The organism is Agrobacterium tumefaciens (assembly GCF_017726655.1).
Lineage (GTDB): Bacteria > Pseudomonadota > Alphaproteobacteria > Rhizobiales > Rhizobiaceae > Agrobacterium > Agrobacterium tumefaciens_B.
The window spans coordinates 202,621-228,059 of record NZ_CP072308.1 but is presented as its reverse complement, the minus strand read 5'-3'; the positions used below and the strand labels follow the sequence as shown (position 1 = coordinate 228,059).

The window sequence follows — 25,439 nt, the reverse complement described above, 5'->3', positions numbered from 1 at the left end:
AAATGGCCGCCATGCGTTGGTATAGAAACGAGAGCAGCGCAACGTGTGATTTGTTTTTTCCTCAGCCTGTCTTGATTAGCCCCTGTACTAGGCGCAGAATTCGATTTCGAGTGCCGGGATCAAAAGAACAACAAGACCAAGCGACACCACATCTACTTGCAATTAACTTGCCCGGCACAGTCAAATATCCATCGGAGCATCGGCGCGATCTCAGGGAACACGTAAGCGATGTTGCGACCATAACAAGGTGGAGCGCAGGGTAGAAATCCCTGCCGGTTTCCATGATGCATCGACGATTTTGCTTGGGGAGGCAAAAGCATGAGTGAACTGATCTTTTACACGAACCCCATGTCGCGCGGCCGCATTGCCCGCTGGATGCTTGAAGAAGTGGGTGTACCCTACCGAACCGAGATACTGGGTTTCGAAACCTCGATGAAGTCGCCCGCCTATCGGTTGATCAATCCGATGGCGAAGGTACCCGCCATCAAACATGGCGATACCATCGTCACCGAGGCCGCAGCAATCTGCGCCTATCTGGCAGATGCCTTTCCCGGCGCGAACCTTGCGCCCACGCCGAAATCGCGCGGGCTCTATTACCGCTGGATGTTCTTCGCCGCGGGCCCGCTGGAAATGGCGGCGAGCATGAAGGCGATGGGTTTCGAAGTCCCCAAGGAAAAACTGCGCATGGCCGGCTGCGGCAGCTATGCGGATGTGATGAATACGCTGGAGCGGGCCGTCAGTGAAAACCGCTTTATCGCCGGCGATCTCTTTACCGCCGCGGATGTCTATGTCGGCGCCCACGTCGGCTGGGGCCTGCAATTCGGCACGATTGAAAAACGCCCGGCCTTCATCGACTACATGGCGCACCTGACCGATCGCCCGGCCTTCAAGCGGGCCGCGCAGCTTGACGAGGAAGCGGCAAAGGAAATGAACGCGACGGGATAAGACTGGCCAGCCTCGCCGCTGCCAATAAACAATACTCCGCCCGACAATTAAATGTCTGATCGATCATTCGGCGGGTTATTCGGCGGACGGGCCGAGCGGCTCTCCGACCTCTATTGCATGTCCGTCCGGATCGTAAAAACGGAAGACTTTCTGCCCCCAGGTCTGCCGCTCGAGCGGGTGGATAAGCTCCACGTGCGGCGCGATATCTTGAAAAGCCGCGTCGACATCCGCATGCTCGAAATAAAGCAGAAGATTTCGTCTGCCATAGGATTCTTCCGCGCCCGACGATGTCCCCCAGACGGTCTCGGCAAGCGACCGCCCCTCGTGGATTGCAAAGCCAGTTTCAAAGAGGACGAAGTTTCCGAAATCCTCGGCTATCTTCAGGCCGAGCCTGTCGCGATAAAACGCCTTAGACCGATCGATGTCACGCACGAAAGGGATGGGATTCACAAAACGCATCGTTTCCCTCCGTAGTTTCCTTGGTGGTCAAGGTCGAGACAAAAGGCGGGGAAAACCCCGCCTTTCTCAATTCTTGTCGATCAGGCCGCCAGCGCCGCGGCCACTGCCTCGATGGCATCCTGCGCCTTGGCGCCATCTGGGCCGCCAGCCTGCGCCATATCAGGGCGGCCGCCGCCACCCTTGCCGCCGAGGGCAGCAGACGCGGTGCGGACGATATCGACAGCGCTGAAACGGGACGTCAGATCTTCGGTCACGGCAGCGACAGCGCTTGCCTTGCCATCTTCGGAAACGGCGATCAGCAGCACGACGCCAGAGCCGAGATTGGCCTTGGCCTCATCGGCAAGCCCCTTCAGATCCTTGGCATCGATCCCAGCAAGGGATTTTGCCAGGAAGTTGACGCCGGCAACCTGCTTGACGTCGCTTGCGCCAGCATCGGCCGAACCGCCGCCCATGGCGAGCTTGCGGCGAGCATCGGCAAGCTCGCGCTCCAGCTTCTTGCGCTCATCGAGCAGGCCTTCAACACGCGAAAGCACGTCGCCCGGCTGAACCTTCAGTGACGAGGCCAGCGCCTTCACTCGCTCGTCCTGTTCCGCGAGATAGGCAAGAGCACCTTGCCCCGTAACAGCCTCGAGACGGCGTACACCGGCACCGACAGCGCTTTCACCGAGGATGCGGATGAGACCGATCTGACCGGTGGCGCCGACATGCGTGCCGCCACAAAGCTCGACGGAGTAAGGACGGTTGGCCTTTGCGCCATGCAGGCCGGTGCCCATCGAGACCACACGAACCTCGTCACCGTATTTTTCGCCGAACAGCGCCATCGCGCCCTCGGCAATGGCGTCATCGACGCTCATCAGGCGGGTCACGACAGGCGAGTTCTGCAGCACGATTTCATTGGCCATCTCTTCAACGACCTTCAGCTCCTCGGCCGACATCGGCTTCGGGTGTGAAACGTCGAAACGCAGGCGCTCGGGAGCGACCAGCGACCCCTTCTGGGCAACGTGGGTGCCGAGCACTTCACGCAACGCCTCATGCAGCAGGTGGGTGGCGGAGTGATTGGCGCGCAGACGCGAGCGGCGGTCATGATCGACCGTCAGCTGAACGGCATCGCCGACTTTCAGGCCGCCCTTGGAAACGGTGCCCATATGGACGAAGAGGCCTTCGCCCCGCTTCTGGGTGTCGGAGACGGCAAAGGCGCCGTTATCGCCGGTGATGACGCCAGTGTCGCCCATCTGGCCGCCGGACTCACCATAAAACGGCGTCTGGTTGACGACGACCTGCACGGTCTCGCCATCCGCAGCGCTCTCAACGGCCTTGCCGTCCTTGACGATGGCCTGAATGACGCCTTCGGCAGTCTCCGTGTCATAACCGAGGAACTCGGTCGCGCCGAGCTTTTCCTTGAGTTCAAACCAGATCGTTTCGGTCGCCTTGTCACCGGAGCCGGCCCAATGCGAGCGGGCTTCCGCCTTCTGGCGCTCCATGGCATCCGTGAAGCCGGGAATATCGACGCCGATTTCACGGGCGCGCAGCGCGTCCTGCGTCAGGTCGAGCGGGAAACCATAGGTGTCGTAAAGCTTGAAAGCGGTTTCGCCATCCAGCATGTCGCCCTTGTGCAGTGTCGAGGTGGCATCCGACAGCAGCGACAGGCCGCGTTCCAGCGTCTTGCGGAAACGGGTTTCCTCGAGCTTCAGGGTCTCGGAAATCAGCGCTTCGGCGCGGATCAGTTCCGGATAGGCGCGGCCCATCTGCTGCACCAGCGACGGCAGCAGCTTGTAGATCAGCGGCTCGCGTGCGCCGAGAAGTTCGGCATGGCGCATGGCGCGGCGCATGATGCGGCGCAGAACATAACCGCGGCCTTCATTGGACGGCAGGACGCCATCGGCAATGAGGAAGGCGGACGACCGCAGGTGGTCGGCGATGACCCGGTGGCTGGCGCGCTTTTCGCCTTCAGCCGGAACACCTGTCGCTTCGACGGAAGCGGCGATCAGCGCGCGGAACAGGTCCGTATCGTAATTGTCGTGCTTGCCCTGCAGCAGCGCAGAGATACGCTCCAGACCCATGCCGGTATCGATCGACGGGCGCGGCAGGTCGATGCGCTCTTCCTTCGTCACCTGCTCATATTGCATGAAGACGAGGTTCCAGATTTCGATGAAGCGATCGCCATCTTCTTCCGGCGAGCCGGGCGGGCCGCCCCAGATATGATCGCCGTGGTCGTAGAAGATTTCGGAACAGGGACCGCAGGGGCCGGTATCGCCCATCGCCCAGAAATTGTCGCTGGTCGGGATGCGGATGATACGGTCATCGGAAAAACCGGCAATCTTCTTCCAGAGGTTAAAGGCCTCGTCGTCGGTGTGATAGACCGTGACCAGCAGACGATTGCGGTCGATGCCGAATTCTTTGGTGATCAGGTTCCAGGCGTGGGTGATCGCCTCTTCCTTGAAATAATCGCCAAAGGAGAAATTGCCGAGCATTTCGAAAAAGGTGTGGTGGCGAGCGGTATAGCCGACATTGTCGAGGTCATTATGCTTACCGCCAGCGCGCACGCATTTCTGCGCGGTTGCGGCGGTGGAATAGGGACGGCTTTCCAGACCGGTAAAGACGTTCTTGAACTGCACCATGCCGGCATTGGTGAACATCAGCGTCGGATCGTTGCGCGGCACCAGCGGGCTGGAGGGCACAATCTCGTGTCCGTTCTTCTTGAAGTAGTCGAGAAAGGTCGACCGAATTTCATTTACACCGCTCATGCCCACACACCGCTCACAGCTGGAGTCCATCACCTGCCATCGGAAACGATGGCTATATTGCAAAATCACTGGCTTTTATCGTCCGTGCCCGGCCCTGTCCAGCCATCGCGGTCAGTGAAGGCGCGTAGGCAAACAAAAAGGGCCACGCGAAAGAAATCGCACGGCCCATTTTGTTCAATCCAGTTCACATCGAGAAAAGCGACGCGGCAACGGATGCCCGACACTCGACGGCAGAATCAACCTTCGTCACTGTCGCCGTCATCGCCGGAATCAGGACCGCCATTCTGCAGGAAACGATCCGCAATCAGGCCTGCATTCTGGCGCAGCGCCAGTTCGATCTCATTGGCCGTATCCGGGTTGTCGCGCAGGAAGGTCTTGGCATTTTCACGCCCCTGCCCGAGACGCTGACTGTTGTAGGAGAACCAGGCACCAGACTTTTCGACGATGCCGGCCTTTACGCCGAGGTCGACAAGCTCGCCGGTCTTGGAAACGCCTTCACCATACATGATGTCGAATTCGACCTGCTTGAAGGGCGGCGCCATCTTGTTCTTGACGACCTTGACGCGCGTCTGGTTGCCGACAACCTCTTCGCGTTCCTTGACAGCGCCAATACGGCGGATGTCGAGGCGAACGGAGGCGTAGAACTTGAGCGCGTTACCGCCGGTCGTCGTTTCCGGCGAACCGAACATGACGCCAATCTTCATACGGATCTGGTTGATGAAGATGACCATGCATTTCGACTTGGAGATCGAAGCGGTCAGCTTGCGCAGCGCCTGGCTCATCAGACGCGCCTGAAGACCCGGCAGGCTATCACCCATCTCGCCTTCGATTTCCGCCCGCGGCGTCAGCGCCGCAACGGAGTCGACCACGAGCACGTCAACCGCGCCGGAGCGCACCAGCGTATCGGTGATCTCAAGCGCCTGCTCGCCCGTATCCGGCTGCGAGATCAGCAGGCTCTGCAGATCCACGCCAAGCTTGCGGGCATAGACCGGATCAAGCGCATGTTCGGCATCGACGAAGGCGCAGATGCCGCCCTTCTTCTGGGCTTCCGCAATGGTCTGCAGCGCCAGCGTCGTTTTACCCGAGCTTTCCGGACCATAAATTTCAATGATACGCCCCTTCGGCAGACCGCCGATGCCGAGCGCGATATCCAGGCTGAGCGAGCCCGTCGAAACGGTTTCCACTTCAACCACATTTTCATTGGAACCGAGCTTCATGATCGATCCCTTGCCGAACGACCGTTCGATCTGGGAGAGCGCCGCTTCCAGTGCCTTGCTTTTATCCACCGATTTATCCTCTACGAGACGCAAAGAATTTTGTGCCATCCGAACCACCTTTAGGTTATTGAAGCCGCACAGGCAATGTAGCAGTATGGGAACGGTATGTACTCTATTTGTTCTCATTTCACAAGACTAAGCCAGCATATTGAAAACAAATAGTGATAAGTCGTTTGTTCTGCTTTCGTTTTTCTGTGCGCGGCCGCTTGCCGTGAACTGGAGGCGAGGTCAGGAAGACGTCAGTCTAGGCCGAATCGTCCGGTCTTTCCATCCGCCAAAGAGGGAAATGCAAGCGTGAATAAAATACTCGTTCTGGGCGGCGCGCACATCGACAGGCGCGGCATGATCGAGACTGAAACGGCGCCGGGCGCCAGCAACCCCGGCTCGTGGATGGAAGAGGCGGGCGGTGGTGGTTTCAACGCCGCGCGCAACCTTTCCCGGCTCGGCTTTCAAGTCCGTATCATCGCCCCTCGCGGCGGCGACGTGACGGGCGAAGCGGTGGCGGAGGCTGCGCGACAGGCTGGCGTCGAGGACACGCCATTCACCTTCCTCGACCGCCGCACACCGAGCTACACCGCCATCCTGGAGCGTGACGGCAATCTCGTCATCGCGCTTGCCGATATGGACCTCTACAAGCTCTTTACGCCCCGCCGCCTCAAGATACGCGCCGTGCGCGAGGCGATCACGGCGAGCGATATCCTGCTTTGCGACGCCAACCTGCCTGAGGATACGCTGACGGCACTTGGCCTCGTTGCCCGCGCCTGCGAAAAGCCGCTCGCCGCCATCGCCATTTCGCCTGCAAAGGCGGTGAAGCTGAAAGCGGCGCTCGGGGATATCGACATTCTCTTCATGAATGAGGCGGAAGCCCGCGCTCTTACCGGCGAGACGGCGAAAAATGTTCGTGACTGGCCCGATATTTTACGCGAGGCCGGGCTTTCCGGCGGCGTCGTCACCCGCGGCGCAAGCGAAGTCGTGGCCTTCAACGAAACGGAAAAAGCCATCCTCCACCCGCCCCTCATCCGTGAGGTGAAGGACGTCACCGGCGCCGGGGATGCCATGGCCTCCGGTTACCTCGCCGCCATTGCCGAGGGAAAAACAATTAGGGAGGCGTTGAGACAGGGAGCCGCGGCAGCGGCGATTACCGTGCAGTCACCCTTTGCGACATCCCACGACCTATCAAAAGACAGTGTCGAAGCCATGTTGGGGCTTGTTCCCCAGGCCGAAATGCTGGCATGAACCCGCTTTTAAGAACTGGAAAAGATGAAATGACCCGCCCCATCTCCCCTCTCCTGCCGATCGTCTATTCTCAGGAAGTCGCCGCCGCCAAGCAGCGCGGTGCGCCGCTCGTTGCGCTCGAATCGACCATCATCACCCATGGCATGCCGTATCCTGGCAATATCGAGATGGCGGAAAGCGTCGAGCAGATCATCCGTGATCAGGGCGCGGTTCCGGCCACCATCGCCGTCATTCACGGCACGCTGCATATCGGCCTTGAGAAGGATCAGCTCGAGGCGCTGGCCCAGACCACGGATGCCATGAAGGTCTCACGCGCCGATATCGCCTTTGCGATCGCCGAGCGCCGCACGGGCGCAACGACGGTTGCCGCCACCATGATCGCCGCCGCCCGCGCCGGCATCCGCGTTTTCGCGACCGGCGGCATTGGCGGCGTGCACAAGGGTGCGGAAGAGACCTTCGACATCTCTGCCGACCTGACCGAGCTAGCCAAAACGGGCGTCATCGTCGTCTGCGCCGGCGCGAAAGCCATTCTCGATATTCCGAAGACGCTTGAAGTCCTCGAAACCAACGGCGTGCCTGTCGTCACCTTCGGATCGGAAGAATTCCCGGCCTTCTGGTCGCGTTCCTCCGGCCTGGCGAGCCCACTTTCGCTGAACAGCCCGGAGGCAATCGCCAACTTCCAGACGACCCGCGAACAGCTCGGCATCGATGGCGGCATGCTGGTAGCCAATCCCGTGCCGGAAGCCGACGAAATTCCGCGCGAGGAAATGGAAATCTACATCAACCGCGCCATCTCGCATGCCGAGCGGGACGAAGTGACAGGCAAGGCGGTGACGCCGTACCTGCTGGGCGACATTTTCCGCCTGACGGACGGCCGCAGCCTCGAGACCAATATCGCGCTGGTTCGCAACAATGCGCAGCTCGCGGCTGAGATTGCGGTGGCGCTAAGCTGACCGTCGGGGTTGGGATCATCCTCAAGGTTGCGGGTGACGGCAGGGTTCGAAAACCTCTCCTCCGTCATGCCGGACTAGATCCGGCATCCAGCCACGGCGCGTCTGCGCCGTGAAACAGTCTTTCGTGATCAAGGACTTGATCACGCTGGACCCCGGATCTGGTCCGGGGTGACGGGTTGCGGATGATGAAGCATTGCCAAATGCCTCGGCGTTGGGGACATCGTAAGCAACAAAAGGCCCGGAGAGCTTGCGCTTCCGGGCCTTGTTTTTTCTATTTGAACCCGATCAGTTCTGAGCGACCGGCTTCACCAGCGGCGTCACGCGGCGGATGGTGACGCGGCGGTTCTGCTGTTCCGGGCCGAGCGTCTGGACCTTCAGGTAGCGCTCGCCATAACCCTGCGTCGCAAGGTTTTCCGGCGGAATGCCGTAGACATCGGTCAGCACGTTGGCGACGGAGGCGGCGCGCTCGTCGGAAAGAACGAGGTTGCTTTCATCCGAACCGACGGCATCCGTATGGCCTTCGATCAGGAATGTTTCCGCCGGGTTCTTTTGCAGCGCCTTGTTGATCGCGTCGGCCACCTTGCGCAAAGAACGCGCCTGCGCCATCGGGATTTCGGCACTGCCGGTCGCAAAGGTGATCGTATCCAGATCGATACGGCGCACCTTGTCGCGGATACGGGCCGAATAGCGCACTTCGTCCAGCGAATAGACACGTTCCACCGGCTCGACTGGCGGCTGTTCCAGGAATCGATAATAATCGCGATCCGGATCGCTCGACGTGTCGATGATGTAGTCCGTCACGGGAATGCGCAGACGCATGGGCGGCAGGTCGAGACCGGGGTCGCGATAAACATAATCGCGGTCGGGATCGTCCATCAGCTCCGGTGCGTAGAACAGCACATATTCGCGACCGCGATCGTCAATACGCGAACGCTGGATCACGTCGCCATAACGGTTACGGATCGTCACGACCTGCGTGCCATCGCGACGTTCCACGGTTTCGCGGACACGACCGTCGGGCAGACGCTCGTAATAAGGCTCGCCGCCATCGCGGATGAAGCGCTGGTTGTCGTCGCCACGCACCACGACTCGGTCACCGAACTGCAGGATGATCGGCGCATCGCCATCGCGATCACGCGGGCGACCCTCACGCGGCTGCCATTCGCGCACGCCGTCCGGCCGCTCATATTGCGGGCGACGGTCGACACGCTCGCCCTGCTGGGAGGTGATCGCTTCCAGCTTGACGGGCGGCGGCGGGGCCTTGCCCTCGGCGGCACCGGCGCGCTGCGCCTCGGCGTCGGAGGTCGGAACCTTGAAGTCGCCGGCCTGTTCGCGTTCACGACGGCGTTCTTCGCGGGTCTGGCGGTTGCCGGAGCGCTCCACTTCCTTGTCGCTGTCGAGAACGGCGGCGCCCTTGTCGACCGGCAGGATAACGGTATCGGCCGTCTTGGACGGGTCCTTGGCGATGGCCTTGGCCTTGTCCAGCTGCTCCTTCGTCATTGGCGGTGCTTCGGTCTGCGGAACAGCGACCTGATTGGGCACGGCTTCGCCGGCAGGCGCCTGCCCGGTCGTCGCACCGCTCGGCGGCGGGGTTGGCGCGCCCGGCAGCGGTGCTGCGGGTTCGCCCTTCACCGGCGGCTGCTCTGAAGGCTGCTGGCCGGGGGCGGGGTTGGGCTGTGCCTCGGGAGCAGGCGGGCGTGCGGGAGTGGGCGCCTCGGTGGGAACCGGTGCTTCCTTCGCTGCAGGCTCGGGCGCTGCGGGTTTTTTCTCGGGCACGGGCTTTTCGGCCGGTGCGGCCTTCTGCTCCGGTGCTTTTTCTTCTGCCGGCTTTTTCTCAGGCGCAGGCTTGGCCGGCTGCTCGGCATTTTCAGGCCGCGCGGCAGGCTGCTGCTCGGCGGCCGGTTCCTTCGCTGGCTCCCGGCGCGGGCGCTCGGGTCGCTGCTCGCCATCTGCGGCCGGCTGTTCGGCGCGGGCGGGCTTGCGCGGGCGTTCCTGCGGCTGCTGTTCGGCAGGGGCTGCTTCCGGGGCTGCTTCGCGCTGGCGGGCCGGGCGCTGTTCGCCCTCACCCTGCGGCTCCTGCGCGCGCTCAGGCTTGCGGGGACGCTCTTGCGGCTGCTCGGCAGGCGCGGGTTCGGGACGCACCTCGCGCTGCTGCGGTTCTGGAGGCGCTTCGCGCTTAGGCTCGGGGCGCGGTTCGGCCGGGGCCTCGCGCTTGGGTTCAGGCTCGCGCTGCGGCTCCGGCTCGCGCTGGGGCTCCGGGGCGCGCTCTTCACGCTTCGGTTCGGCAGGTTGCGCTTCTTCGGCCTGCTGACGCTTCTTCTTGAGTTCCTCTTCCGGGTTCTCCTGCGCCGGCTCCGCCTGCGCCAGAATTATCTGGCCGGGCGCGGTTTGCGACACTGGCGCCTTGGCGCGTGCTGCACCGGCAAAGCCCGCCGCTGCTGGCTCAACCGCAATCGCGAGAGACATGAGCGGAAAAACCACCCCGGTCAGCAATGTGTTTTTCTTTTTCAGCATCAGTGCTTCCTCATCTGCCGTCATTTTGTTTGTCGCAAGATACGCGACGTCGTGGGCCCGGCTTGGCACGCAGGCGCTGTTCAACGCCCAACACACGCTCCGGTTCCCATGATGACCAGATGCTTCTGTACCGGAAATGAACAGATCAAGGCCTTTTCGTGGAAGCTCTGCGGCACAAACGCGGTCACTAATATTGCAGTTGCATTTTTTGACCAAGCGGATGAATAATCACATCCGCGCTGAAGGCCACAGGCGGTATCCCCCGTTCTGCCGCGCCCAGCGACCATGGCGTCCGCACTGAAAACAACAACAGACCGCGGATGAACGACCAAAAGAGAGGATCGAAATGCCTATTTCCACCCGTCTGCTCGCAGCCGTATCGATTGCCGCCATCTCGCTTTTTTCCGGCGCGGCTCTCGCGCAGGACAAGATCGTCATCGGCACCGAAGGCGCCTACCCGCCCTTCAACAATCTGGAAGCCGACGGCACGCTGACCGGCTTCGACATCGACATCGCCAAGGCGCTGTGCGAACAAATGAAGGCCGAATGCACCTTCGTTACCAATGACTGGGACGGCATCATCCCCGCCCTTCAGGCCAAGAAGTTCGACGCGATCATCGCGTCCATGTCGATCACGCCGGAGCGCCTCCAGAAGGTCGACTTCTCCAAGAAATATTACAACACCCCGCCGGCAATCGCCGTGCCGAAAGATTCGCCGATCAAGTCCATCGAAGATCTCAAGGGCAAGTCGCTCGGCGCGCAAGGTTCCACAACACACTCCAACTATGCCGAAAAGCATTTCCCGGATGCGGACGTGAAGATGTATCCGACCGCCGACGAATATAAGCTCGACATCGCGAATGGCCGCATCGACGCCGTGATCGACGATATCGTCGTTCTGTCGGAGTGGCTGAAGACCGACGCCGGCAAGTGCTGCAAGATCCTGACGCCGCTCAAGGTCGATCCCGAGATCAACGGCAACGGCGCAGGCATTGCCGTGCGCAAGGGCGACACGGCGCTGGCCGACAAGTTCACGGCCGCAATCGCCGGTATCCGCGCCAGCGGCAAGTATCAGGAGATCAACAAAAAATACTTCGATTTCGACGTTTACGGCGATTAAGCCGGTTCGATCTGTTGAAATCTGGTGGCGGAAGGCTTGCCCTTCCGCCATTTTTGTTTGAAAACGTCACGATAACAATCACGGCGGCTTAAGACCGCAGGGGAAAATTGGCATGAGCGGAGCATTTTCCGCCATAGGTGCGTTCTGGGCCTATGTCTCGACACTTCTCGATCCCTTCTGCGGACCGGTCGGTCTCTTCTCGCTTTTCGGAAACGGCACCCTTGTCGCCTGCGGCGATGCGGGCTGGGGCGATGAAATCGCCTTCGGCGTCAAGGTCACGATCTCGCTGGCGCTTGCGACCCTGCCCGTCGGGCTGCTGATCGGTTTCCTCATCGCGCTCGCCGCACAGTCGGAAGAAAAATCACTGCGGCTGGCCGCCGGCATCTACACCACGATCTTCCGCGGCCTGCCGGAACTCCTGACGCTTTTCATCGTCTATTACGGCATTCAGATGCTGCTGCAATCGCTGGCAGGTTACGTCGGCTTCAGCGGCCCCATCGAAATCAACGCTTTCGTTGCCGGCATGGTGGCGCTTTCGGTCGTCTTTTCGTCCTATGCTTCCGAAGTGCTGCTTTCGGCTTTCAAGGCCATACCGAAAGGCCAATACGAGGCCGGTGACGCGCTCGGTCTTTCCCGCAGCCGCACCATGGTGCTCATCATCATTCCGCAGCTGGTGCGGATCGCTCTGCCCGGCATGACCAATCTCTGGGTCATCCTGCTGAAAGACACGTCCTACGTCTCGATCATCGGCCTTGCCGATATCATCCGCCAGACCGGCATTGCCGCCCGCGTCAGCAAGGAAGCCTTCTTCTTCTATGGCATCGCCTGCCTGCTTTACCTCATCCTGGCACTCATCTCGTCCGTCGGCATCGGCTTCATCGATCGCTGGTCGCGCAAATCGGAGGCCAGACGATGAGCCATATCCAGGAACTCATTCCGCCGCGCCCGGCGCCGATCGTTGCGGACAAGCCGCTGAACATTTCCCGTATCGTCGGCATCGCCGTCATCACGCTCTGGCTGCTCCTCGCCGCCGCGCTGATCTTCGCCATGATCGAAGGCTGGGACTGGGACAAGTTCCAGCGCTATGGGCCGCGCTACATTGATGGTCTCATCACCACCATCACGCTGGTCGGCAGCTCAATCATTCTTGGCGCAATCCTCTCAGTGCCGATCGCCTTTGCGCGCATGTCGGAAAACCGCATCATCGGCGCGCTGGCCTATGCCTATGTTTACGTCTTCCGCAGCACGCCACTGCTGGCGCAGCTTTTCCTGATCTATTACGGCCTCGGCAGCTTTCGCCCGGCGCTGGAAGCCGTCGATCTCTGGTGGTTTTTCCGCGAAGCCTGGTATTGTGGGCTCCTGTCGCTGACGCTCAACACCGCCGCCTATCAGGCCGAGATCCTGCGCGGAGCGATCCAGAGTGTGCCGCGCGGCCAGCACGAGGGCGCGGCCTCGCTCGGCATCTCGAAATTCATCACCTTCCGCAAGATCATCCTGCCACAGGCGCTGATCGTCGCATTGCGCCCTTATGGCAACGAGATCATCCTGATGATCAAGGGCTCGGCGGTTGTCTCCATCGTCACCGTCTTCGACCTGATGGGCCAGACCCGTTACGCCTTTTCCCGCACCTTCGATTATCAGGCCTATCTCTGGGCTGCGATCTTTTATCTCACGATCGTTGAGACGCTTCGGCATGTTTGGGCCTGGCTGGAAGCCCGGCTGACGCGACACCTCAAGCGTTAAACGTCAAGGTTGGCAGCACTCATCATAAGAGGCTGCCAACATTTTGATAAATATAACAAAATTGTGACGCAACCCACCCTTTGGCAAGGTTGGGTTAACCATGCCGTGTTCCCATATCAGATACAGCGGCAATGCTGTGATCGGTCATCATCGATATGGGAACCGCCATCATGAACAAGGACATGGAAAAGATGCTGAGGGGCTACGGCCTCACCACCGCCCAGATTTTCTACCGCCTGCCGGACCATCCGCTGGTCCTCCAGACCTATGTCTGGCAAAACTACGACCTGGCCCCTGATTTCCCCGAAATGCACGGCTTCCTCAAATTCTGGCAGGAAAAGCTAGACGGCCCCCTGCACTCCGTCCGCTATGTGCACCGGCAGGTTATCTCGGCGCAGGAATGGCGCGCGCTGAAAGGGGAGTTCATCCTCCACTAAGAGCCGCAAGCCCACATAAACGTTGCGCCCGTTCCCGATGCGGCTTACAGCAAACGTCAAATGAAGACGCTGACGGATAAGGCACGATGACCAAGAATCAGAAGATCGACGAAGAGGCGCTCGCCGAGGCCTATAACCGCGCACTCGCGCTTGAAAAGGCCGGAGATGTAGACGCGGCGGTGAAGGCCTATGAGGAGGTTCTCGCTATCGATCCTGAGGACCATGGTGGCGCAGCCGTGCGCATCGCCGCCATGGGCCGGGGCGAACAGCCGTCGAAAGCACCCGACGCCTATGTCGAAACCCTGTTCGACCAACATGCCGAAGCCTTCGAGGACATTCTTGTCGAACAGCTCGGTTACGCCGTGCCGATGATGGTGCGCCAGCGGCTGCAGACGCTCAACCTCTGCCCCTTCAAGCGCCTGCTTGATCTCGGCTGCGGCACCGGCCTCACCGGCGAGGCGCTGCGGGATATGGCCGAGGACATCACCGGCATCGATATTTCCGAAAACATGGTCGAGATCGCCCATGAGAAGGACCTCTACGAGACGCTTTACGTCGCCGAAGTCGAGGATTTCCTTGAGGACAATGACGACGAGCCCTTCGACATCATCACCGCCACCGATGTGCTGCCCTATCTCGGCGCGCTGGAGCCGCTGTTTTTCGGCGCGGCCGAAAACCTCAATGCCGGCGGCCTGCTGATCTTCTCCTCGGAAACCCTGCCCGAAGAGACCATGGCCGGGCGTCCCTACATGGTCGGCCCGCACCAGCGTTTCGCCCATGCCGAAACCTATGTCCGCGAAAGACTGGCGGCGACCGGCTTCGAGGTCGTTGAAGTCACCGACATCAATGTGCGCATGCAGGACGGCAATCCGACACCCGGTCATCTCGTGATTGCGAAGTTCAAGGGCTGAGCCTCCGTCATTGCCGCAGATTTCTTCTCCCCGCCGGGGAGAAGGTGGCCCGAAGGGTCGGATGAGGGGCAACGCTCGCGATATGCGGAGAGCTTGCCCCTTCATCCCGCTGCCGCGGACTCCTCCCCGGCGGGGAGAAGAAACAAACGGCATGCGGTTGCCTCACATTCAACACCAACGGCCTGAATCAACCTCTGAGCAACATCCGCCAGCCGGTTGAAGAGACTCCACTTTCCCGCCCATCAACTCGCCTTCGGGCGCCAGACGATATCCGCCACCTTGAGCTTCTTCGGCACGATCTTCAGATCGTAGAACTCATCGGCAAGCGCCTGTTGATAGGCAATGGCTTCATCCGAAACCACTGACACGCGACCGAGATCGGCACCCGGACGGGTGAGCGATACCTTCGTAACGTCCTCGGGAACACCGGTGATGGCGGCGAGCGACTTTGCAGTCGCATCGATGTTCGCCTGCGCCTTTGCGCCTACATTGGCCAGTTCCTTTAGGATCAGCGGCACGAGATCGGGATTGGCCTCGACGAAATCGCCATTGCCGAGAAAGTAGCTCCATGGATCGACGATGCCTTCGGCTGTCGAGAGCACCCGGGTCGTTGGCTCCTTTTCCGCCACCGCAAAGTAGGGATCCCAGATCGACCAGGCATCGATATTGCCGCTTCGGAAGGCGGCCGCCGCATCCGGCGGGGCGAGATCGATGGGCGTGACGTCTGCCAACGTCAGCCCCGCCTTTCGCAGCGCTTTGACGGTGACATTATGGGCGCTCGAGCCGCGCTTGAAGGCGACCTTTTTGCCCTTCAGGTCTTCGAGCGTCTTCAGCGGCGAATCCTTCTGCACGAGAATGGCCGATCCGCCCGCCGCCGCCTTATAGGTGCCGACATAGCGCAGATTACCACCGGCGGCCTGCGCGAAAAGTGGCGGCACATCGCCGGTCGGGCCGATATCCAGCGCACCGGCACCCAGCGCTTCAAGAAGCGGCGGCCCGGAGGAAAACTCCGACCACTTCACCTCAATGCCGCGATCCTTCAGCAAGGCTTCAAGCGCACCCTGGCTTTTTGCCAGTGCGATCACGCCGTTTTTCTGCCAGCCGATGCGCAGCGTCGTCGCTGCGGCACTTGCCCGCCGGATATGCGGCAGAAACAACGCTCCCGTCGCACCTGCGATCAGCCCCAATGTTCCGCGTCTTGTGATCATATCGATATCCTCGCTGTTACCATCACCAGATACCAAAAGCGTAGATATTCGACAGATTTTATCAAATTCTCACGTTGCGCGGAGACGGCGCAGAGAGAATTGAATGTGCTAATTTGCTTGATAGGGCGGAATAAGATTGTCGCGCCTTGGCCGTGCATACCGGATGGACCTTCCGGCAAGGACATCCCCTAACGGGCCAGATCGATGGGGAAAGGCAATCCCCACATAAAAATGCCCTCCCCGGCGGCCGGAAAGGGCATCGTTCAGAGATAGGATGGACTGCGGATCACTCTTCGCCGGATTTCGGATTATCCAGCAACATGTAATCGAGCGGCAGTTCCGTCGTATATTTGATCTGCTCCATCGCGAAGGCGGAGGACACGTCGCGGATTTCGATCTTCGCGATCATCCGTTTGTAGAAGGCGTCATAGGCCGCAATATCTGGCACGACGACGCGCAGCAGATAATCGACGTCACCGCTCATGCGATAGAACTCGACCACCTCAGGGAACTCGGAAACCACTTCGGAAAAGCGCTTCAGCCATTCGATGGAATGCGAGGCGGTGCGAATGGAGACGAAAACCGTGACCTTGGTATTGACCTTGACCGGATCGAGCAGGGCCACACGCCGGCGGATGACGCCGTCTTCTTCCATCTTCTGGATACGCCGCCAACAGGGCGTTGTGGAAAGGCCAACCTTTTTCGCCAGATCGGCAACGGCCAGCGTGGAATCCTCTTGCAGAATGCGCAAAATCTTACGGTCTAGGCGATCCAATGCGTCTACCCTCCTGAATTAATTTCCTTTCAATACACTAATTTTTGCGAAAAAACAGAAAATTGTTTCACTAAATCCGCATTTCCACATATTGCCGCAGAACCGGAAGCAACTCCTCTGTGTACCACGGGTTCTTTTTCAGCCATCCGGTATTGCGCCAGCTCGGATGCGGAAGGGGCAAGATGCCGGGACCGGCGTTGACGTGCAGGTAGCTGCGCCAGTTTTGCACCGTCTCCGTCATGGTTTTCGCGCGTTTTTCACCGAGGTGAAAGGCCTGCGCATATTGGCCGACGGCGAGGATCAGCTCCACCTGGGGCATTGCCGCGATAACCCGCTGCCGCCAGTGCGGGGCGCATTCGCGCCGCGGCGGCAGGTCGCTCCCCTTGTCGTCGTACCCGGGGAAACAGAAACCCATGGGTACGATGGCGAAACGGTCAGGATCATAAAACGTCGGTCTATCGACATTCAGCCACTGCCGGAGCCGGTCGCCCGAGGCATCGTTGAAAGGCAGCCCCGATTCATGAACGCGCAGCCCCGGCGCCTGGCCGGCAATCAGGATGCGCGCTTTTCGCGAGAGGACCACCACCGGTCGCGGTTCGTGCGGCAGGCGATCCGCGACGCCCTTGAGCGGGCCGTCGCGACAGAGACGACAGCGGGCAATTTCGGCACGCAGGCCGCCCAGCGCATCCTGGTCCATCGGCGCGGTCCTTTCTCTTTCAGCCATGCCCCCACCCCAGCAGATGACGAAGAATGGTCAGGAAACCGGTTGCGGGGGTATCGAGATCCGCCGCTCGGTGTTCGCGACGCCATTGCGACGGGTTTTCAAATTCTCCCACCCAGATACCGCGCGCCTGCCGACGGGCTTCTGCCTGTTCGCTGGAGAACTGAAAATAACCGGACGCCACTGCAAAGCCCGCAGACACCATGTCCGACGAGACATCCCTGCCGCCTGCGGAACAATAGACCAGCAGCCGGCCATATCGATCTCTTGAACCACCCGAGCAGGAAAAATCCGCAGCGCTTGCCAGCCGCTGCAGGGCACGGCGCGCTTCCTCGCCGCATGGCCAGCTTTCGCTGCCGCGAAGACATGTCTGCGCAAGCTCGGGCGCATCAATGCCGAGCAGCCGGAAACGGTCGCCGCCCTTTGCCAGCGTATCACCATCGATCACAAAAAACCGGCCACGGTGGGTTTCGCTGTTGAATTGATCGAGCCTCGCGGCGATGAGGATGCCAAGAAACACGGTGGCGAGGAAAAGCCCGCCGTCGCGCAGCAGCGAAAAGCCCCTGCCCTTGCCTCCATTTCGTCTCATGTCACAACAAACCCTTGTCAGAAATGGCAAACAAATCCTTTCACGGCAGCATCTTCTTAAGATTTTGGGCGTAGTCTGCAAGGGTTCATGTCACCCCTGCGTTGTAACAATGAGTAGAAGCGTCAGCACGTCCACCGACAAGATCATCGTCGACCGCTCGAAAAAACACCGCAACAAGGCGGTTTTCGACACGGTCAAGACGACGCGTGAACGCCTGCAGCAGGGACCCGGCGCAAGCGACGCCTATGAGCGCGAAATGCTGACCATGCACATCGCCGAGGCCCATCAGGGCGCGATGATCATGCCGCTTTTCATCGTTCTTGCCTCCGTCATCGGCCTCTACATCACCCGCGACATCAGCCTGATCCTCTGGTCGCTGACCGCGCTCAGCTTACATGCGTTTTCGCTGCTGCTGGCCAAGCGGGCGGCGAAACAGGACATCACCGCCGACAATATCCAGCACTGGAAAAACCTTTTCCTCGGCATGCAGATCCTGACCGGCTTTGCCTGGGCGATGTTTGCGCTGGCGGAGCCCACCCGCCACGATCCGACGCTCATTCTTTTCTTCAAGGGCTCGACGCTGCTGATCGCGCTTTCCTTGACCGCCATTGCCAATTTCATGCTGCGGCGGGCGATTTCCCTCACTTTCCTGCCTGTGCTCGCAGCGCTTGGCATGACGGCAGCCATCTCGCGAAATCCATTCGATGTCGGCCTCGCTCTGATGTTCGGCATGGCCATCCTTTTTTGCCATCGCATCACCAACCGGCTCTACCAGACCAGCGTCAAGCTCCTGTCGTCCCAGACCGAAAAGGACGACCTGATCGCCGAACTCGAAGTCGCCAACTCGGTCTCCGACGAAGCGCGGCGTCGCGCGGAGGAGGCCAACCTCGCCAAGTCCCGCTTCCTCGCCTCCATGTCGCACGAACTGCGCACACCGCTCAACGCCATCCTCGGCTTCTCCGAGGTCATGTCGTCGGAGGTACTCGGTCCGCTCAACAACCCGCTCTACAAGGAATATTCCGGCGATATCCACCGCTCCGGCCAGCATCTGCTTGATCTCATCAACGAGATCCTCGACCTGTCGCGCATCGAGGCCGGTCGCTACGATCTCAACGAAGAGTCCATTTCCATGCTCGAAATTGCCGAAGACTGCATCGGCATGATCCAGCTGCGCGCCCGCGCCAAGAATATCCGCATTTCCCAACAGTTCGAAGCCAGCCTGCCGCAGGTCTGGGCCGATGAGAAATCCATCCGGCAGGTCATCCTCAACCTGCTCTCAAACGCCGTGAAATTCACGCCCCAGGGCGGCGAAATCCTCGTCAAGGCCGGCTGGACGGCGGGCGGCGGCCAATATGTATCGATCAGCGATAATGGTCCCGGCATCCCAGAAGAGGAAATTCCGATTGTGCTGTCGGCCTTCGGTCAGGGCTCCATCGCGATCAAGAGCGCCGAACAGGGAACAGGGCTCGGCCTCCCCATCGTTCAGGCGATCCTGGCCAAGCATGATGGCCAGTTCATCCTCAAATCGAAGTTGCGCGAGGGCACCGAAGGCATCGCCATTCTGCCGGCGAAGCGCGTGTTACAGAGCCTGCCAGCGGTGGAAGAGACCCACGCCATCCAGCCGCGGCGCCGGTCATTTGCCTGAACCCGCGGAAATCTCAGAAAAATAGCGTCGTCACCAGCGAATACAGCACGAAAAATCCGTTCGCCATCAGCAGGCAGAAGACGGCGAACGAGCCGAGATCCTTGGCATGGCGTCCGACCGAAGAGATTTCCGGCGAGATGCGGTCCACCAGCTCCTCGATGGCCGTATTCAGCGCTTCAACCGAAAACAGAAGCAGCATCAGCACCGTGAAGACGAGAAGATGTGCAAATGGCGAACCGGCGACCAGCAAAAGGGTGAGCCCCGCGCCAAAAGCGAGAACCTCGTGGCGAAACGCCGCTTCCTGCCACAGCCGGCCAAGCCCTTGCAGGGAATAGCGGGCGGCGGCAAAAAGATGCCTCCAGCCCTTCTCCTTGCGGAAGGCCGGTTCTGGCGGCGGCATGTGCGGCGTCGCTTCCATCTTCAGCCTCAATGATTGGTGGGCGGGGCGATGCGGGTGTCTACCCCCGCTGCCTCGAAGGTCGCCATGCCGGAATGGCAGGCGGCAGCGGCCTTGACGATGCCAGCCGCAAGAGCTGCACCTGTGCCCTCGCCGAGCCGCATGCCGAGCGCCAGAAGCGGTGTCTTGCCCAGCTTTTCAATCGCCGCAAGGTGGCCGGGCTCCCCCGAGACATGGCCGATAAGGCAATGGTCGAGCGCAGAGGAATTGGCAGCCTTCAGCAGCGCCGCAGCGGCCGTTGCCACGTAGCCATCCACGAGCACGGGAATGCGTTGCACGCGCGCAGCAAGAATCGCACCGGCAATCGCCGCGATTTCGCGTCCGCCGAGACGGCGCATGATTTCCAGCGGGTCCGACAGGTGATCCTTGTGGAAGTCCACCGCCGCCTTCACCGCCGCGATCTTGCGGGCCATGACGTCCCCTTCCGAACCGGTGCCCGGACCGGTCCACTCCTCCGCCGTGCCGCCGTAAAGTGCGAGATTGATGGCAGCGGCAATCGTCGTATTGCCGATCCCCATTTCGCCGACACAGAGAAGATCGGTGCCACCGGCAATCGCCTCCATGCCAAAGGCCATGGTCGCGGCGCAGTCGCGCTCCGAAAGCGCCGGCTCACAGGTGATATCACCTGTCGGATAGTCCAGCGCCAGATCGAAAATCTTCAGGCCGAGATCATTGGCAACGCAGATCTGGTTGATCGCCGCACCGCCAGCCGCGAAATTTTCCACCATCTGCTGTGTGACCGAGGTCGGATAGGGCGTGATACCATGCCGCGTAACGCCGTGATTGCCGGCAAAGATCGCCACCAGCGGACGGTTGACGGCAGGCGAACGGCCGGACCAGGCGGCCAGCCACATGGCGATCTCTTCGAGACGACCGAGCGAACCGGCAGGCTTCGTCAGTTGCGCATTTCGCTCCTTTGCCGCCACAAGCGCATGGGTATCCGGGCCGGGAAGCTCGCGCAGCAGCGCGCGAAAATCGTCGAAGGGCAATCCGCTCATGCTCATGATATCAATCTCTCTCGTCGCCGCACTGGCTTTCGCATCGGCTCATGCGTCCGGAACTTGTGTTTTCCGGCAAATCGGTCTTTGTTGCGCCTCTCATAATCGCGGATGCGCCGCGGAACAACCGGAAATGCAGAGACTGCAGCGGAGAGAGCATGAAGGCCGGGGATTTTATAACAGATGTCATGCATTCCCTCGCCTTTCTAAGCCGCCTGCCTGTCCCCTCGCGGTTTTTCGAGAACGCCGACGCCATATCGATGAGCCGCACCGCCCGCGCCTTTCCCGCTGCCGGTCTGTTGATCGCCCTGCCCGGCGCCGTCCTTGTTGTCGTGTGTGCTGCCTTTGACGCCTCACCACAACTGACCGGCTGGCTGATCATCGGCATCACCGCACTCATCACCGGCGCTTTGCATGAAGATGGGCTCGCCGACACGGCCGACGGCTTCGGCAGCGGCAAGGACAAGGCGCGCATGCTGGAGATCATGAAAGACAGCCGAATCGGCAGCTATGGCGCCATCGCCATGGTTCTGTCTTTCGCGCTGCGCGCTACCGCCCTTGCCTCGCTGATCGAGACGTTGCCGGCAAAAGCTGCCGCCGCCGCCTTCATCGCCGCGCTGGTCCTCAGCCGCGGGTTGATGGTGTGGCATTGGCAGACGCTGCCCGCTGCAAAAACCTCCGGCCTCGCCGCCGGTGCCGGGCAACCCGGCACCGGCGAGCGCAACATCGCGCTGGCAATCGGTGTGCTGCTCTTCCTCCTCTTTACGCTGCACGCCCTGCCAGCCGCCTCGATCGTGCTGGTGCTCGCAGCAGCATGCCTGGCAACGATGCTGTTTGGCAGGCTCTGCGATAGCAGGATCGGCGGCCATACCGGCGATACGATCGGCGCCTGCCAGCAGATCACGGAGATCGTGACCCTTGTCGCCCTTGCCCTCGCGGCCTGACCGATTGATATAGAGCCCATGGAAACACCCTGCATCCACATCTGCCAACTTGAGCGAACCAACAGCCTCTGCATCGGCTGCGGCCGCACGCTGGAAGAAATCGGCGGCTGGGCCGGCTATAGCGACGAGATTCGCCGCGACATCATGCGGCGGCTGCCGCAAAGACTGAGCAATCTGCCAAAGACCGCCAAGGAGACACAGACCACATGAACAGGCTGACCATCGTTCTCCTTCTGCTCGCCGTTGGCCTTGGGCTCCTTCTCATCAATCACGATGGTGGCCGAACGCTTGGCATCGACAATGACCGGTTCGCGCATGTTCTCTACCTTCTGCCGATTGCGGGCCTGTTATCAGCGGGCATTCTGGCCGGCAGGCGCGGCAGCCTCGGCACCGTCATCCGACAGCTCGCCGTCTGGCTGGTCATCATACTCGGGCTTGTTTCGGTCTATCTCTACCGCTTCGACCTGCAATCCTTCGGTGACCGGCTGCTCGGCGGGCTGATGCCCGGCCGCGCCGTAGTGGTGACGACACCAGGCGGCGAGCAGGAAATCGTGCTGCACAAATCGATGAGCGGCCATTTCGAGGCGAATGTGAATGTCGAGGGAAAATCGATCCACATGCTGGTCGATACCGGCGCAAGCTCCGTCGTGCTCGCCAATGACGACGCAACCGCTGTCGGCATCGATACGACGGGTCTGCGATATACCGTGCCGGTCATGACGGCAAACGGACGCACGGCCGCCGCTCCTGTGACACTCACGGAAATCGCCATCGGCCCAATCGTCAGGCGCAACATTCCAGCCCTTGTGGCGCAGGACGGTCAATTGGGCCAGAGCCTGCTCGGCATGAGCTTCCTGTCCACGCTCGGTTCGTTGCAGATGCAGACGGATGAATTGCGGTTGCGTGATCGCTAAGCGGCACCCTCCTCCGCCTCAAACCCGGCACATTAGCATCCACAGAATGAAATACCCGGTTTACCCAGCAATCGGGTTGTCCGTTTCGCGCAGGCAAATTGTTGCGAAACATTGCCCCCTTGATTTTGCCCCGTTTGATAATCTAAGTTGAGATTGTTCTCAGGGCGGGGTGCAATTCCCCACCGGCGGTATCGGGATTTTCCCGGAGCCCGCGAGCGCTTCCGGTCTCCAAAGCCGGGAGGTCAGCAGATCCGGTGAGAGGCCGGAGCCGACGGTATAGTCCGGATGGAAGAGGACAAGGCATAAGACGTTCGCGCGTGCGCGGGCTTCGCATTGCATTGTTCGCCCAAGGGATATTTGGCGCTTTCCGAAGCGCGAAAATGCCGCAAAACGGCATAACCCTTGAAAGGCTTGAAAGAAAATGACCATTGCTAAGATTGAAGACGCAATCGACGCTATTTCCCGTGGCGAGATGGTGATTGTTGTCGATGATGAAGACCGCGAGAATGAGGGCGATATCATTGTCGCTTCAGACAGCATCACCCCGCAACAAGTCGCCTTCATGATGAACCATGCGCGTGGCCTGATCTGCGTCGCCATGCCGGGCGAACGTCTCGATGCACTCGATATTCCCTTGATGGTGTCGCGCAACACGGAATCGCTGAAGACGGCATTCACCGTTTCGGTGGATTATATTCCCGGCACGACGACAGGCATCTCCGCAGCCGACCGCGCAAAGACTGTGCGAGCGCTCGTTTCGGAAGGGTCGCGCGCGGAAGATTTCGCACGCCCAGGCCACATCTTTCCGCTGCGCGCCAACCCGAAGGGCGTTCTCGGCCGTACCGGCCACACGGAAGCGGCCGTTGATCTTTGCCGTCTCGCCGGCAAATTCCCTTCCGGCACCATTTGCGAAATCGCCAATGACGATGGCACCATGGCCCGCCTGCCGCAGCTTGAAGTCTTTGCCGAACGCCATGGCCTGTTGATCGTGACGATCAAGGACCTCGTGTCCTATCTGGAAGGCGAGGTCTTTGAAGAAGTGGCGCAAAAGCAGGTTGCATAATCGCGACCCTGCCCATTTTCCCCGATCAAAAACGCCCGGTGAAAACCGGGCGTCATCGTTTCCAGAGATATAGCCCGGATCAGTTGCGCAGCCGGTATCCGGTCTTGAACATCCAGCCCACAATCCCGAGGCATACTGCCAGAAACAGCGTGATCATCGCCAGGCTGATCACCGGGTTGACGTCGGCGATCTCATAAAAGCTCCAGCGGAAACCGCTGATCAGGTAAAGCACGGGGTTGAAGTGGCTGACCGTTTGCCAGAACGGCGGCAACATGTCGATCGAATAGAAGCTGCCGCCGAGAAAGGTCAGCGGCGGAACGACCAGCATGGGAATGAGGTTCAGCTGTTCGAAATTCGACGCCCAGATGCCGATGATGAAGCCGAAGAGGCTGAAACTGACCGCCGTCAGCACGAAAAACAGGATCATCATGAACGGATGGGCGATGCTGATATCGACGAAGAACGAGGCTGTGATCAGGATGATCGTGCCGATCATCAGCCCCTTTGTCGCCGCCGCGCCGACATAACCGGCGAGTATTTCCGTCATTGCGACAGGTGCCGAGAGAATTTCATAGATCGTGCCGGTGAACTTCGGGAAATAGATGCCGAAGGAGCCGTTGCCGATACATTGCGTCAGAAGCGTCAGCATGATGAGCCCGGGCGTTATGAACGCGCCATAGGAAACGCCGCCAACCTCCTGAATCCGCGAACCGATCGCGGTTCCGAAGACGATGAAATAGAGGGAGGTCGAAATGACTGGCGACACCACGCTTTGCAACAGCGTGCGGCGCGTGCGCGCCATTTCGAACAGATAGATGGACTTGACGGCTTCGAAATTCATTTCTGGCCTCCGACCAGCGAAACAAAAATATCCTCAAGCGAGCTTTGCCGCGTCGAGAAATCCTTGAAATGGATGTTGGCAGCGAACAGGGCACCGAGGACATCGGCGATGCGTCCCTGCTCGCCATTGTCCTCGATTTCGTACGTGATCGTTGTGCCATCTTCTGAAAGCATGAGGCCAAACGGCGCGAGGCTCTCCGGCAAGGCGTCGATCGGCTGCGAAAGCTCGAGGAAAAGCTGTTTTCGCCCCAGCTTTTTCATCAGCGCCGCCTTTTCCTCCACAAGCAGCAGTTCGCCGCCATTGATGACACCCACACGGTCGGCGATTTCTTCCGCCTCCTCAATGTAATGCGTCGTCAAAATGATGGTGACGCCCTTGGCGCGCAGCTCCGAAACGACATTCCACATGTCGCGGCGCAACGCCACGTCAACGCCAGCGGTGGGTTCGTCGAGGAAAAGAACCTTCGGCTCATGGGCAAGCGCCTTGGCAATCAACACCCGTCGCTTCATGCCGCCGGAAAGCTCGCGCAGCATGTTGTCTTTCTTGTTCCAGAGGGACAGAGATTTGAGGATACGCTCGATGAGTTCCGGGTTCTTCTTCTGCCCATGCAGACCGCGCGAGAAGCTGACAGTATTCCACACCGTCTCGAACTGGTCCGTGGTAAGCTCCTGCGGCACGAGGCCGATCAGAGCGCGGGTCTGGCGGAAGTCCTTCACCACATCATGCCCGCCGACCATGACGGAGCCTTCGCCGGGATTGACGAGACCGCAGACAATCGAAATCAGCGTCGTCTTGCCAGCCCCGTTCGGGCCGAGAAGCGCCAGGATTTCACCCTCCCGGATATCCAGACTGACGCCCTTCAGCGCCTGAAAGCCATTGGCGTAGGATTTTGTCAGATTCCGGATGGAGACAATGGCATTCATGGCGAACTCTTTCGAAAAACCG

Annotated in this window: 25 protein-coding genes and 1 riboswitch; of the genes, 13 read left to right on the top strand and 12 right to left on the bottom strand. The window is 60.3% G+C overall.

Annotated features, from left to right (window positions below; genetic code table 11):
- The first annotated feature begins 318 nt into the window (after positions 1-318).
- Entirely contained in the window at positions 319-945 is a 627-nt protein-coding gene (locus AT6N2_RS01145; protein ID WP_209087755.1) for a glutathione S-transferase family protein, read from the top strand.
- Between the two features lie 75 nt (positions 946-1,020).
- Here the strand turns inward: AT6N2_RS01145 and AT6N2_RS01140 are convergent, their stop codons facing one another.
- The 3 genes from AT6N2_RS01140 to recA form a co-directional block, all read right to left on the bottom strand.
- Positions 1,021-1,404: a VOC family protein gene (locus tag AT6N2_RS01140; RefSeq protein WP_209087752.1), complete on the bottom strand. Its 384-nt coding sequence runs from the start codon at positions 1,402-1,404 to the stop codon at positions 1,021-1,023.
- Between the two features lie 80 nt (positions 1,405-1,484).
- The gene (gene alaS / locus AT6N2_RS01135; RefSeq protein ID WP_209087750.1) at positions 1,485-4,148 is read right to left on the bottom strand and encodes an alanine--tRNA ligase; all 2,664 of its coding nucleotides are present in this window, start codon (positions 4,146-4,148) and stop codon (positions 1,485-1,487) included.
- Positions 4,149-4,384: 236 nt separating this feature from the next.
- Positions 4,385-5,473, bottom strand: coding sequence for a recombinase RecA (recA, locus tag AT6N2_RS01130; protein ID WP_063948669.1), 1,089 nt, complete (start codon positions 5,471-5,473; stop codon positions 4,385-4,387).
- Between the two features lie 246 nt (positions 5,474-5,719).
- On the opposite strand from recA, the gene AT6N2_RS01125 reads away from it, so the two are divergent.
- Both AT6N2_RS01125 and AT6N2_RS01120 read left to right on the top strand, forming a co-directional pair.
- Entirely contained in the window at positions 5,720-6,661 is a 942-nt protein-coding gene (locus AT6N2_RS01125; RefSeq protein WP_209087747.1) for a carbohydrate kinase family protein, read from the top strand.
- A 29-nt stretch (positions 6,662-6,690) separates the two neighbouring features.
- Positions 6,691-7,614: a pseudouridine-5'-phosphate glycosidase gene (locus tag AT6N2_RS01120; RefSeq protein WP_209087744.1), complete on the top strand. Its 924-nt coding sequence runs from the start codon at positions 6,691-6,693 to the stop codon at positions 7,612-7,614.
- 285 nt (positions 7,615-7,899) lie between these two features.
- Here the strand turns inward: AT6N2_RS01120 and AT6N2_RS01115 are convergent, their stop codons facing one another.
- Complete coding sequence (locus tag AT6N2_RS01115; RefSeq protein ID WP_209087742.1) at positions 7,900-10,128, bottom strand: OmpA family protein; 2,229 nt, start codon at positions 10,126-10,128, stop codon at positions 7,900-7,902.
- Positions 10,129-10,474: 346 nt separating this feature from the next.
- On the opposite strand from AT6N2_RS01115, the gene AT6N2_RS01110 reads away from it, so the two are divergent.
- The 5 genes from AT6N2_RS01110 (at position 10,475) to AT6N2_RS01090 (ending at position 14,339) form a co-directional block, all read left to right on the top strand.
- Positions 10,475-11,248: an ABC transporter substrate-binding protein gene (locus tag AT6N2_RS01110; protein ID WP_144573940.1), complete on the top strand. Its 774-nt coding sequence runs from the start codon at positions 10,475-10,477 to the stop codon at positions 11,246-11,248.
- A gap of 112 nt (positions 11,249-11,360) precedes the next feature.
- Positions 11,361-12,164: an ABC transporter permease gene (locus tag AT6N2_RS01105; protein WP_144573939.1), complete on the top strand. Its 804-nt coding sequence runs from the start codon at positions 11,361-11,363 to the stop codon at positions 12,162-12,164.
- On the top strand, positions 12,161-12,991 hold the full coding sequence (locus tag AT6N2_RS01100; RefSeq protein WP_209087740.1) for an ABC transporter permease: 831 nt from the start codon (positions 12,161-12,163) through the stop codon (positions 12,989-12,991). The genes AT6N2_RS01105 and AT6N2_RS01100 overlap by 4 nt, the downstream gene beginning before the upstream one ends.
- A gap of 170 nt (positions 12,992-13,161) precedes the next feature.
- Positions 13,162-13,428, top strand: coding sequence for an usg protein (locus tag AT6N2_RS01095; RefSeq protein WP_209087739.1), 267 nt, complete (start codon positions 13,162-13,164; stop codon positions 13,426-13,428).
- A gap of 86 nt (positions 13,429-13,514) precedes the next feature.
- Positions 13,515-14,339 carry a class I SAM-dependent DNA methyltransferase gene (locus tag AT6N2_RS01090; RefSeq protein WP_209087737.1) on the top strand — a complete coding sequence of 275 codons (825 nt, stop codon included), beginning with the start codon at positions 13,515-13,517 and terminating at the stop codon, positions 14,337-14,339.
- A gap of 242 nt (positions 14,340-14,581) precedes the next feature.
- Here AT6N2_RS01090 and AT6N2_RS01085 read toward each other — a convergent pair whose 3' ends face one another.
- The 4 genes from AT6N2_RS01085 to AT6N2_RS01070 all read right to left on the bottom strand — a co-directional run bounded on the left by AT6N2_RS01085 (position 14,582) and on the right by AT6N2_RS01070 (position 17,632).
- Positions 14,582-15,547, bottom strand: a complete 966-nt coding sequence (locus tag AT6N2_RS01085; protein WP_209087735.1) for an aliphatic sulfonate ABC transporter substrate-binding protein — start codon at positions 15,545-15,547, stop codon at positions 14,582-14,584.
- Between the two features lie 286 nt (positions 15,548-15,833).
- Complete coding sequence (locus AT6N2_RS01080) at positions 15,834-16,322, bottom strand: Lrp/AsnC family transcriptional regulator (RefSeq protein ID WP_003507846.1); 489 nt, start codon at positions 16,320-16,322, stop codon at positions 15,834-15,836.
- Between the two features lie 70 nt (positions 16,323-16,392).
- Complete coding sequence (locus AT6N2_RS01075) at positions 16,393-17,046, bottom strand: uracil-DNA glycosylase family protein (RefSeq protein ID WP_209087733.1); 654 nt, start codon at positions 17,044-17,046, stop codon at positions 16,393-16,395.
- Positions 17,039-17,632: a thermonuclease family protein gene (locus tag AT6N2_RS01070; RefSeq protein ID WP_209087732.1), complete on the bottom strand. Its 594-nt coding sequence runs from the start codon at positions 17,630-17,632 to the stop codon at positions 17,039-17,041. Before AT6N2_RS01070 ends, AT6N2_RS01075 begins: the two co-directional genes overlap by 8 nt.
- Before the next feature lie 109 nt (positions 17,633-17,741).
- Here AT6N2_RS01070 and AT6N2_RS01065 point away from each other — a divergent pair, with 109 nt between their 5' ends.
- A complete protein-coding gene (locus AT6N2_RS01065; RefSeq protein WP_209087730.1) occupies positions 17,742-19,277 on the top strand; it encodes a sensor histidine kinase in 1,536 nt (511 codons plus the stop codon).
- Positions 19,278-19,290: 13 nt separating this feature from the next.
- Here AT6N2_RS01065 and AT6N2_RS01060 read toward each other — a convergent pair whose 3' ends face one another.
- Positions 19,291-19,695, bottom strand: a complete 405-nt coding sequence (locus tag AT6N2_RS01060) for a diacylglycerol kinase (protein ID WP_209087728.1) — start codon at positions 19,693-19,695, stop codon at positions 19,291-19,293.
- Positions 19,696-19,703: 8 nt separating this feature from the next.
- A complete protein-coding gene (gene cobT, locus AT6N2_RS01055) occupies positions 19,704-20,738 on the bottom strand; it encodes a nicotinate-nucleotide--dimethylbenzimidazole phosphoribosyltransferase (RefSeq protein ID WP_209087726.1) in 1,035 nt (344 codons plus the stop codon).
- Between the two features lie 152 nt (positions 20,739-20,890).
- On the opposite strand from cobT, the gene AT6N2_RS01050 reads away from it, so the two are divergent.
- The 4 genes from AT6N2_RS01050 (at position 20,891) to ribB (ending at position 23,653) form a co-directional block, all read left to right on the top strand.
- Entirely contained in the window at positions 20,891-21,676 is a 786-nt protein-coding gene (locus AT6N2_RS01050) for an adenosylcobinamide-GDP ribazoletransferase (RefSeq protein ID WP_337926164.1), read from the top strand.
- A gap of 18 nt (positions 21,677-21,694) precedes the next feature.
- Positions 21,695-21,886 (top strand): DUF1289 domain-containing protein, encoded by a 192-nt coding sequence (locus AT6N2_RS01045; RefSeq protein WP_063948646.1) that lies wholly within the window; start codon positions 21,695-21,697, stop codon positions 21,884-21,886.
- The gene (locus tag AT6N2_RS01040; protein WP_209087722.1) at positions 21,883-22,590 is read left to right on the top strand and encodes a TIGR02281 family clan AA aspartic protease; all 708 of its coding nucleotides are present in this window, start codon (positions 21,883-21,885) and stop codon (positions 22,588-22,590) included. Before AT6N2_RS01045 ends, AT6N2_RS01040 begins: the two co-directional genes overlap by 4 nt.
- Before the next feature lie 151 nt (positions 22,591-22,741).
- Positions 22,742-22,891: riboswitch (FMN riboswitch) on the top strand.
- Between the two features lie 120 nt (positions 22,892-23,011).
- On the top strand, positions 23,012-23,653 hold the full coding sequence (gene ribB, locus AT6N2_RS01035; protein ID WP_144573932.1) for a 3,4-dihydroxy-2-butanone-4-phosphate synthase: 642 nt from the start codon (positions 23,012-23,014) through the stop codon (positions 23,651-23,653).
- A gap of 79 nt (positions 23,654-23,732) precedes the next feature.
- On the opposite strand, the gene AT6N2_RS01030 is transcribed toward ribB, so the two are convergent.
- A complete protein-coding gene (locus AT6N2_RS01030; RefSeq protein WP_063948640.1) occupies positions 23,733-24,494 on the bottom strand; it encodes an ABC transporter permease in 762 nt (253 codons plus the stop codon).
- Positions 24,491-25,417: an ABC transporter ATP-binding protein gene (locus tag AT6N2_RS01025; protein ID WP_209089573.1), complete on the bottom strand. Its 927-nt coding sequence runs from the start codon at positions 25,415-25,417 to the stop codon at positions 24,491-24,493. Before AT6N2_RS01025 ends, AT6N2_RS01030 begins: the two co-directional genes overlap by 4 nt.
- Positions 25,418-25,439: the final 22 nt, after the last annotated feature.

Bases quoted from the DNA above. Each gene is read 5' to 3' on its own strand.
- AT6N2_RS01145 (WP_209087755.1), top strand. From the start codon at position 319: ATGAGTGAACTGATCTTTTACACGAACCCCATGTCGCGCGGCCGCATT.
- AT6N2_RS01140 (WP_209087752.1), bottom strand. From the start codon at position 1,404: ATGCGTTTTGTGAATCCCATCCCTTTCGTGCGTGACATCGATCGGTCT.
- alaS (WP_209087750.1), bottom strand. From the start codon at position 4,148: ATGAGCGGTGTAAATGAAATTCGGTCGACCTTTCTCGACTACTTCAAG.
- recA (WP_063948669.1), bottom strand. From the start codon at position 5,473: ATGGCACAAAATTCTTTGCGTCTCGTAGAGGATAAATCGGTGGATAAA.
- AT6N2_RS01120 (WP_209087744.1), top strand. From the start codon at position 6,691: ATGACCCGCCCCATCTCCCCTCTCCTGCCGATCGTCTATTCTCAGGAA.
- AT6N2_RS01115 (WP_209087742.1), bottom strand. From the start codon at position 10,128: ATGCTGAAAAAGAAAAACACATTGCTGACCGGGGTGGTTTTTCCGCTC.
- AT6N2_RS01110 (WP_144573940.1), top strand. From the start codon at position 10,475: ATGCCTATTTCCACCCGTCTGCTCGCAGCCGTATCGATTGCCGCCATC.
- AT6N2_RS01105 (WP_144573939.1), top strand. From the start codon at position 11,361: ATGAGCGGAGCATTTTCCGCCATAGGTGCGTTCTGGGCCTATGTCTCG.
- AT6N2_RS01100 (WP_209087740.1), top strand. From the start codon at position 12,161: ATGAGCCATATCCAGGAACTCATTCCGCCGCGCCCGGCGCCGATCGTT.
- AT6N2_RS01095 (WP_209087739.1), top strand. From the start codon at position 13,162: ATGAACAAGGACATGGAAAAGATGCTGAGGGGCTACGGCCTCACCACC.
- AT6N2_RS01090 (WP_209087737.1), top strand. From the start codon at position 13,515: ATGACCAAGAATCAGAAGATCGACGAAGAGGCGCTCGCCGAGGCCTAT.
- AT6N2_RS01085 (WP_209087735.1), bottom strand. From the start codon at position 15,547: ATGATCACAAGACGCGGAACATTGGGGCTGATCGCAGGTGCGACGGGA.
- AT6N2_RS01075 (WP_209087733.1), bottom strand. From the start codon at position 17,046: ATGGCTGAAAGAGAAAGGACCGCGCCGATGGACCAGGATGCGCTGGGC.
- AT6N2_RS01070 (WP_209087732.1), bottom strand. From the start codon at position 17,632: ATGAGACGAAATGGAGGCAAGGGCAGGGGCTTTTCGCTGCTGCGCGAC.
- AT6N2_RS01065 (WP_209087730.1), top strand. From the start codon at position 17,742: ATGAGTAGAAGCGTCAGCACGTCCACCGACAAGATCATCGTCGACCGC.
- AT6N2_RS01060 (WP_209087728.1), bottom strand. From the start codon at position 19,695: ATGGAAGCGACGCCGCACATGCCGCCGCCAGAACCGGCCTTCCGCAAG.
- cobT (WP_209087726.1), bottom strand. From the start codon at position 20,738: ATGAGCATGAGCGGATTGCCCTTCGACGATTTTCGCGCGCTGCTGCGC.
- AT6N2_RS01050 (WP_337926164.1), top strand. From the start codon at position 20,891: ATGAAGGCCGGGGATTTTATAACAGATGTCATGCATTCCCTCGCCTTT.
- AT6N2_RS01045 (WP_063948646.1), top strand. From the start codon at position 21,695: ATGGAAACACCCTGCATCCACATCTGCCAACTTGAGCGAACCAACAGC.
- AT6N2_RS01040 (WP_209087722.1), top strand. From the start codon at position 21,883: ATGAACAGGCTGACCATCGTTCTCCTTCTGCTCGCCGTTGGCCTTGGG.
- ribB (WP_144573932.1), top strand. From the start codon at position 23,012: ATGACCATTGCTAAGATTGAAGACGCAATCGACGCTATTTCCCGTGGC.
- AT6N2_RS01030 (WP_063948640.1), bottom strand. From the start codon at position 24,494: ATGAATTTCGAAGCCGTCAAGTCCATCTATCTGTTCGAAATGGCGCGC.
- AT6N2_RS01025 (WP_209089573.1), bottom strand. From the start codon at position 25,417: ATGAATGCCATTGTCTCCATCCGGAATCTGACAAAATCCTACGCCAAT.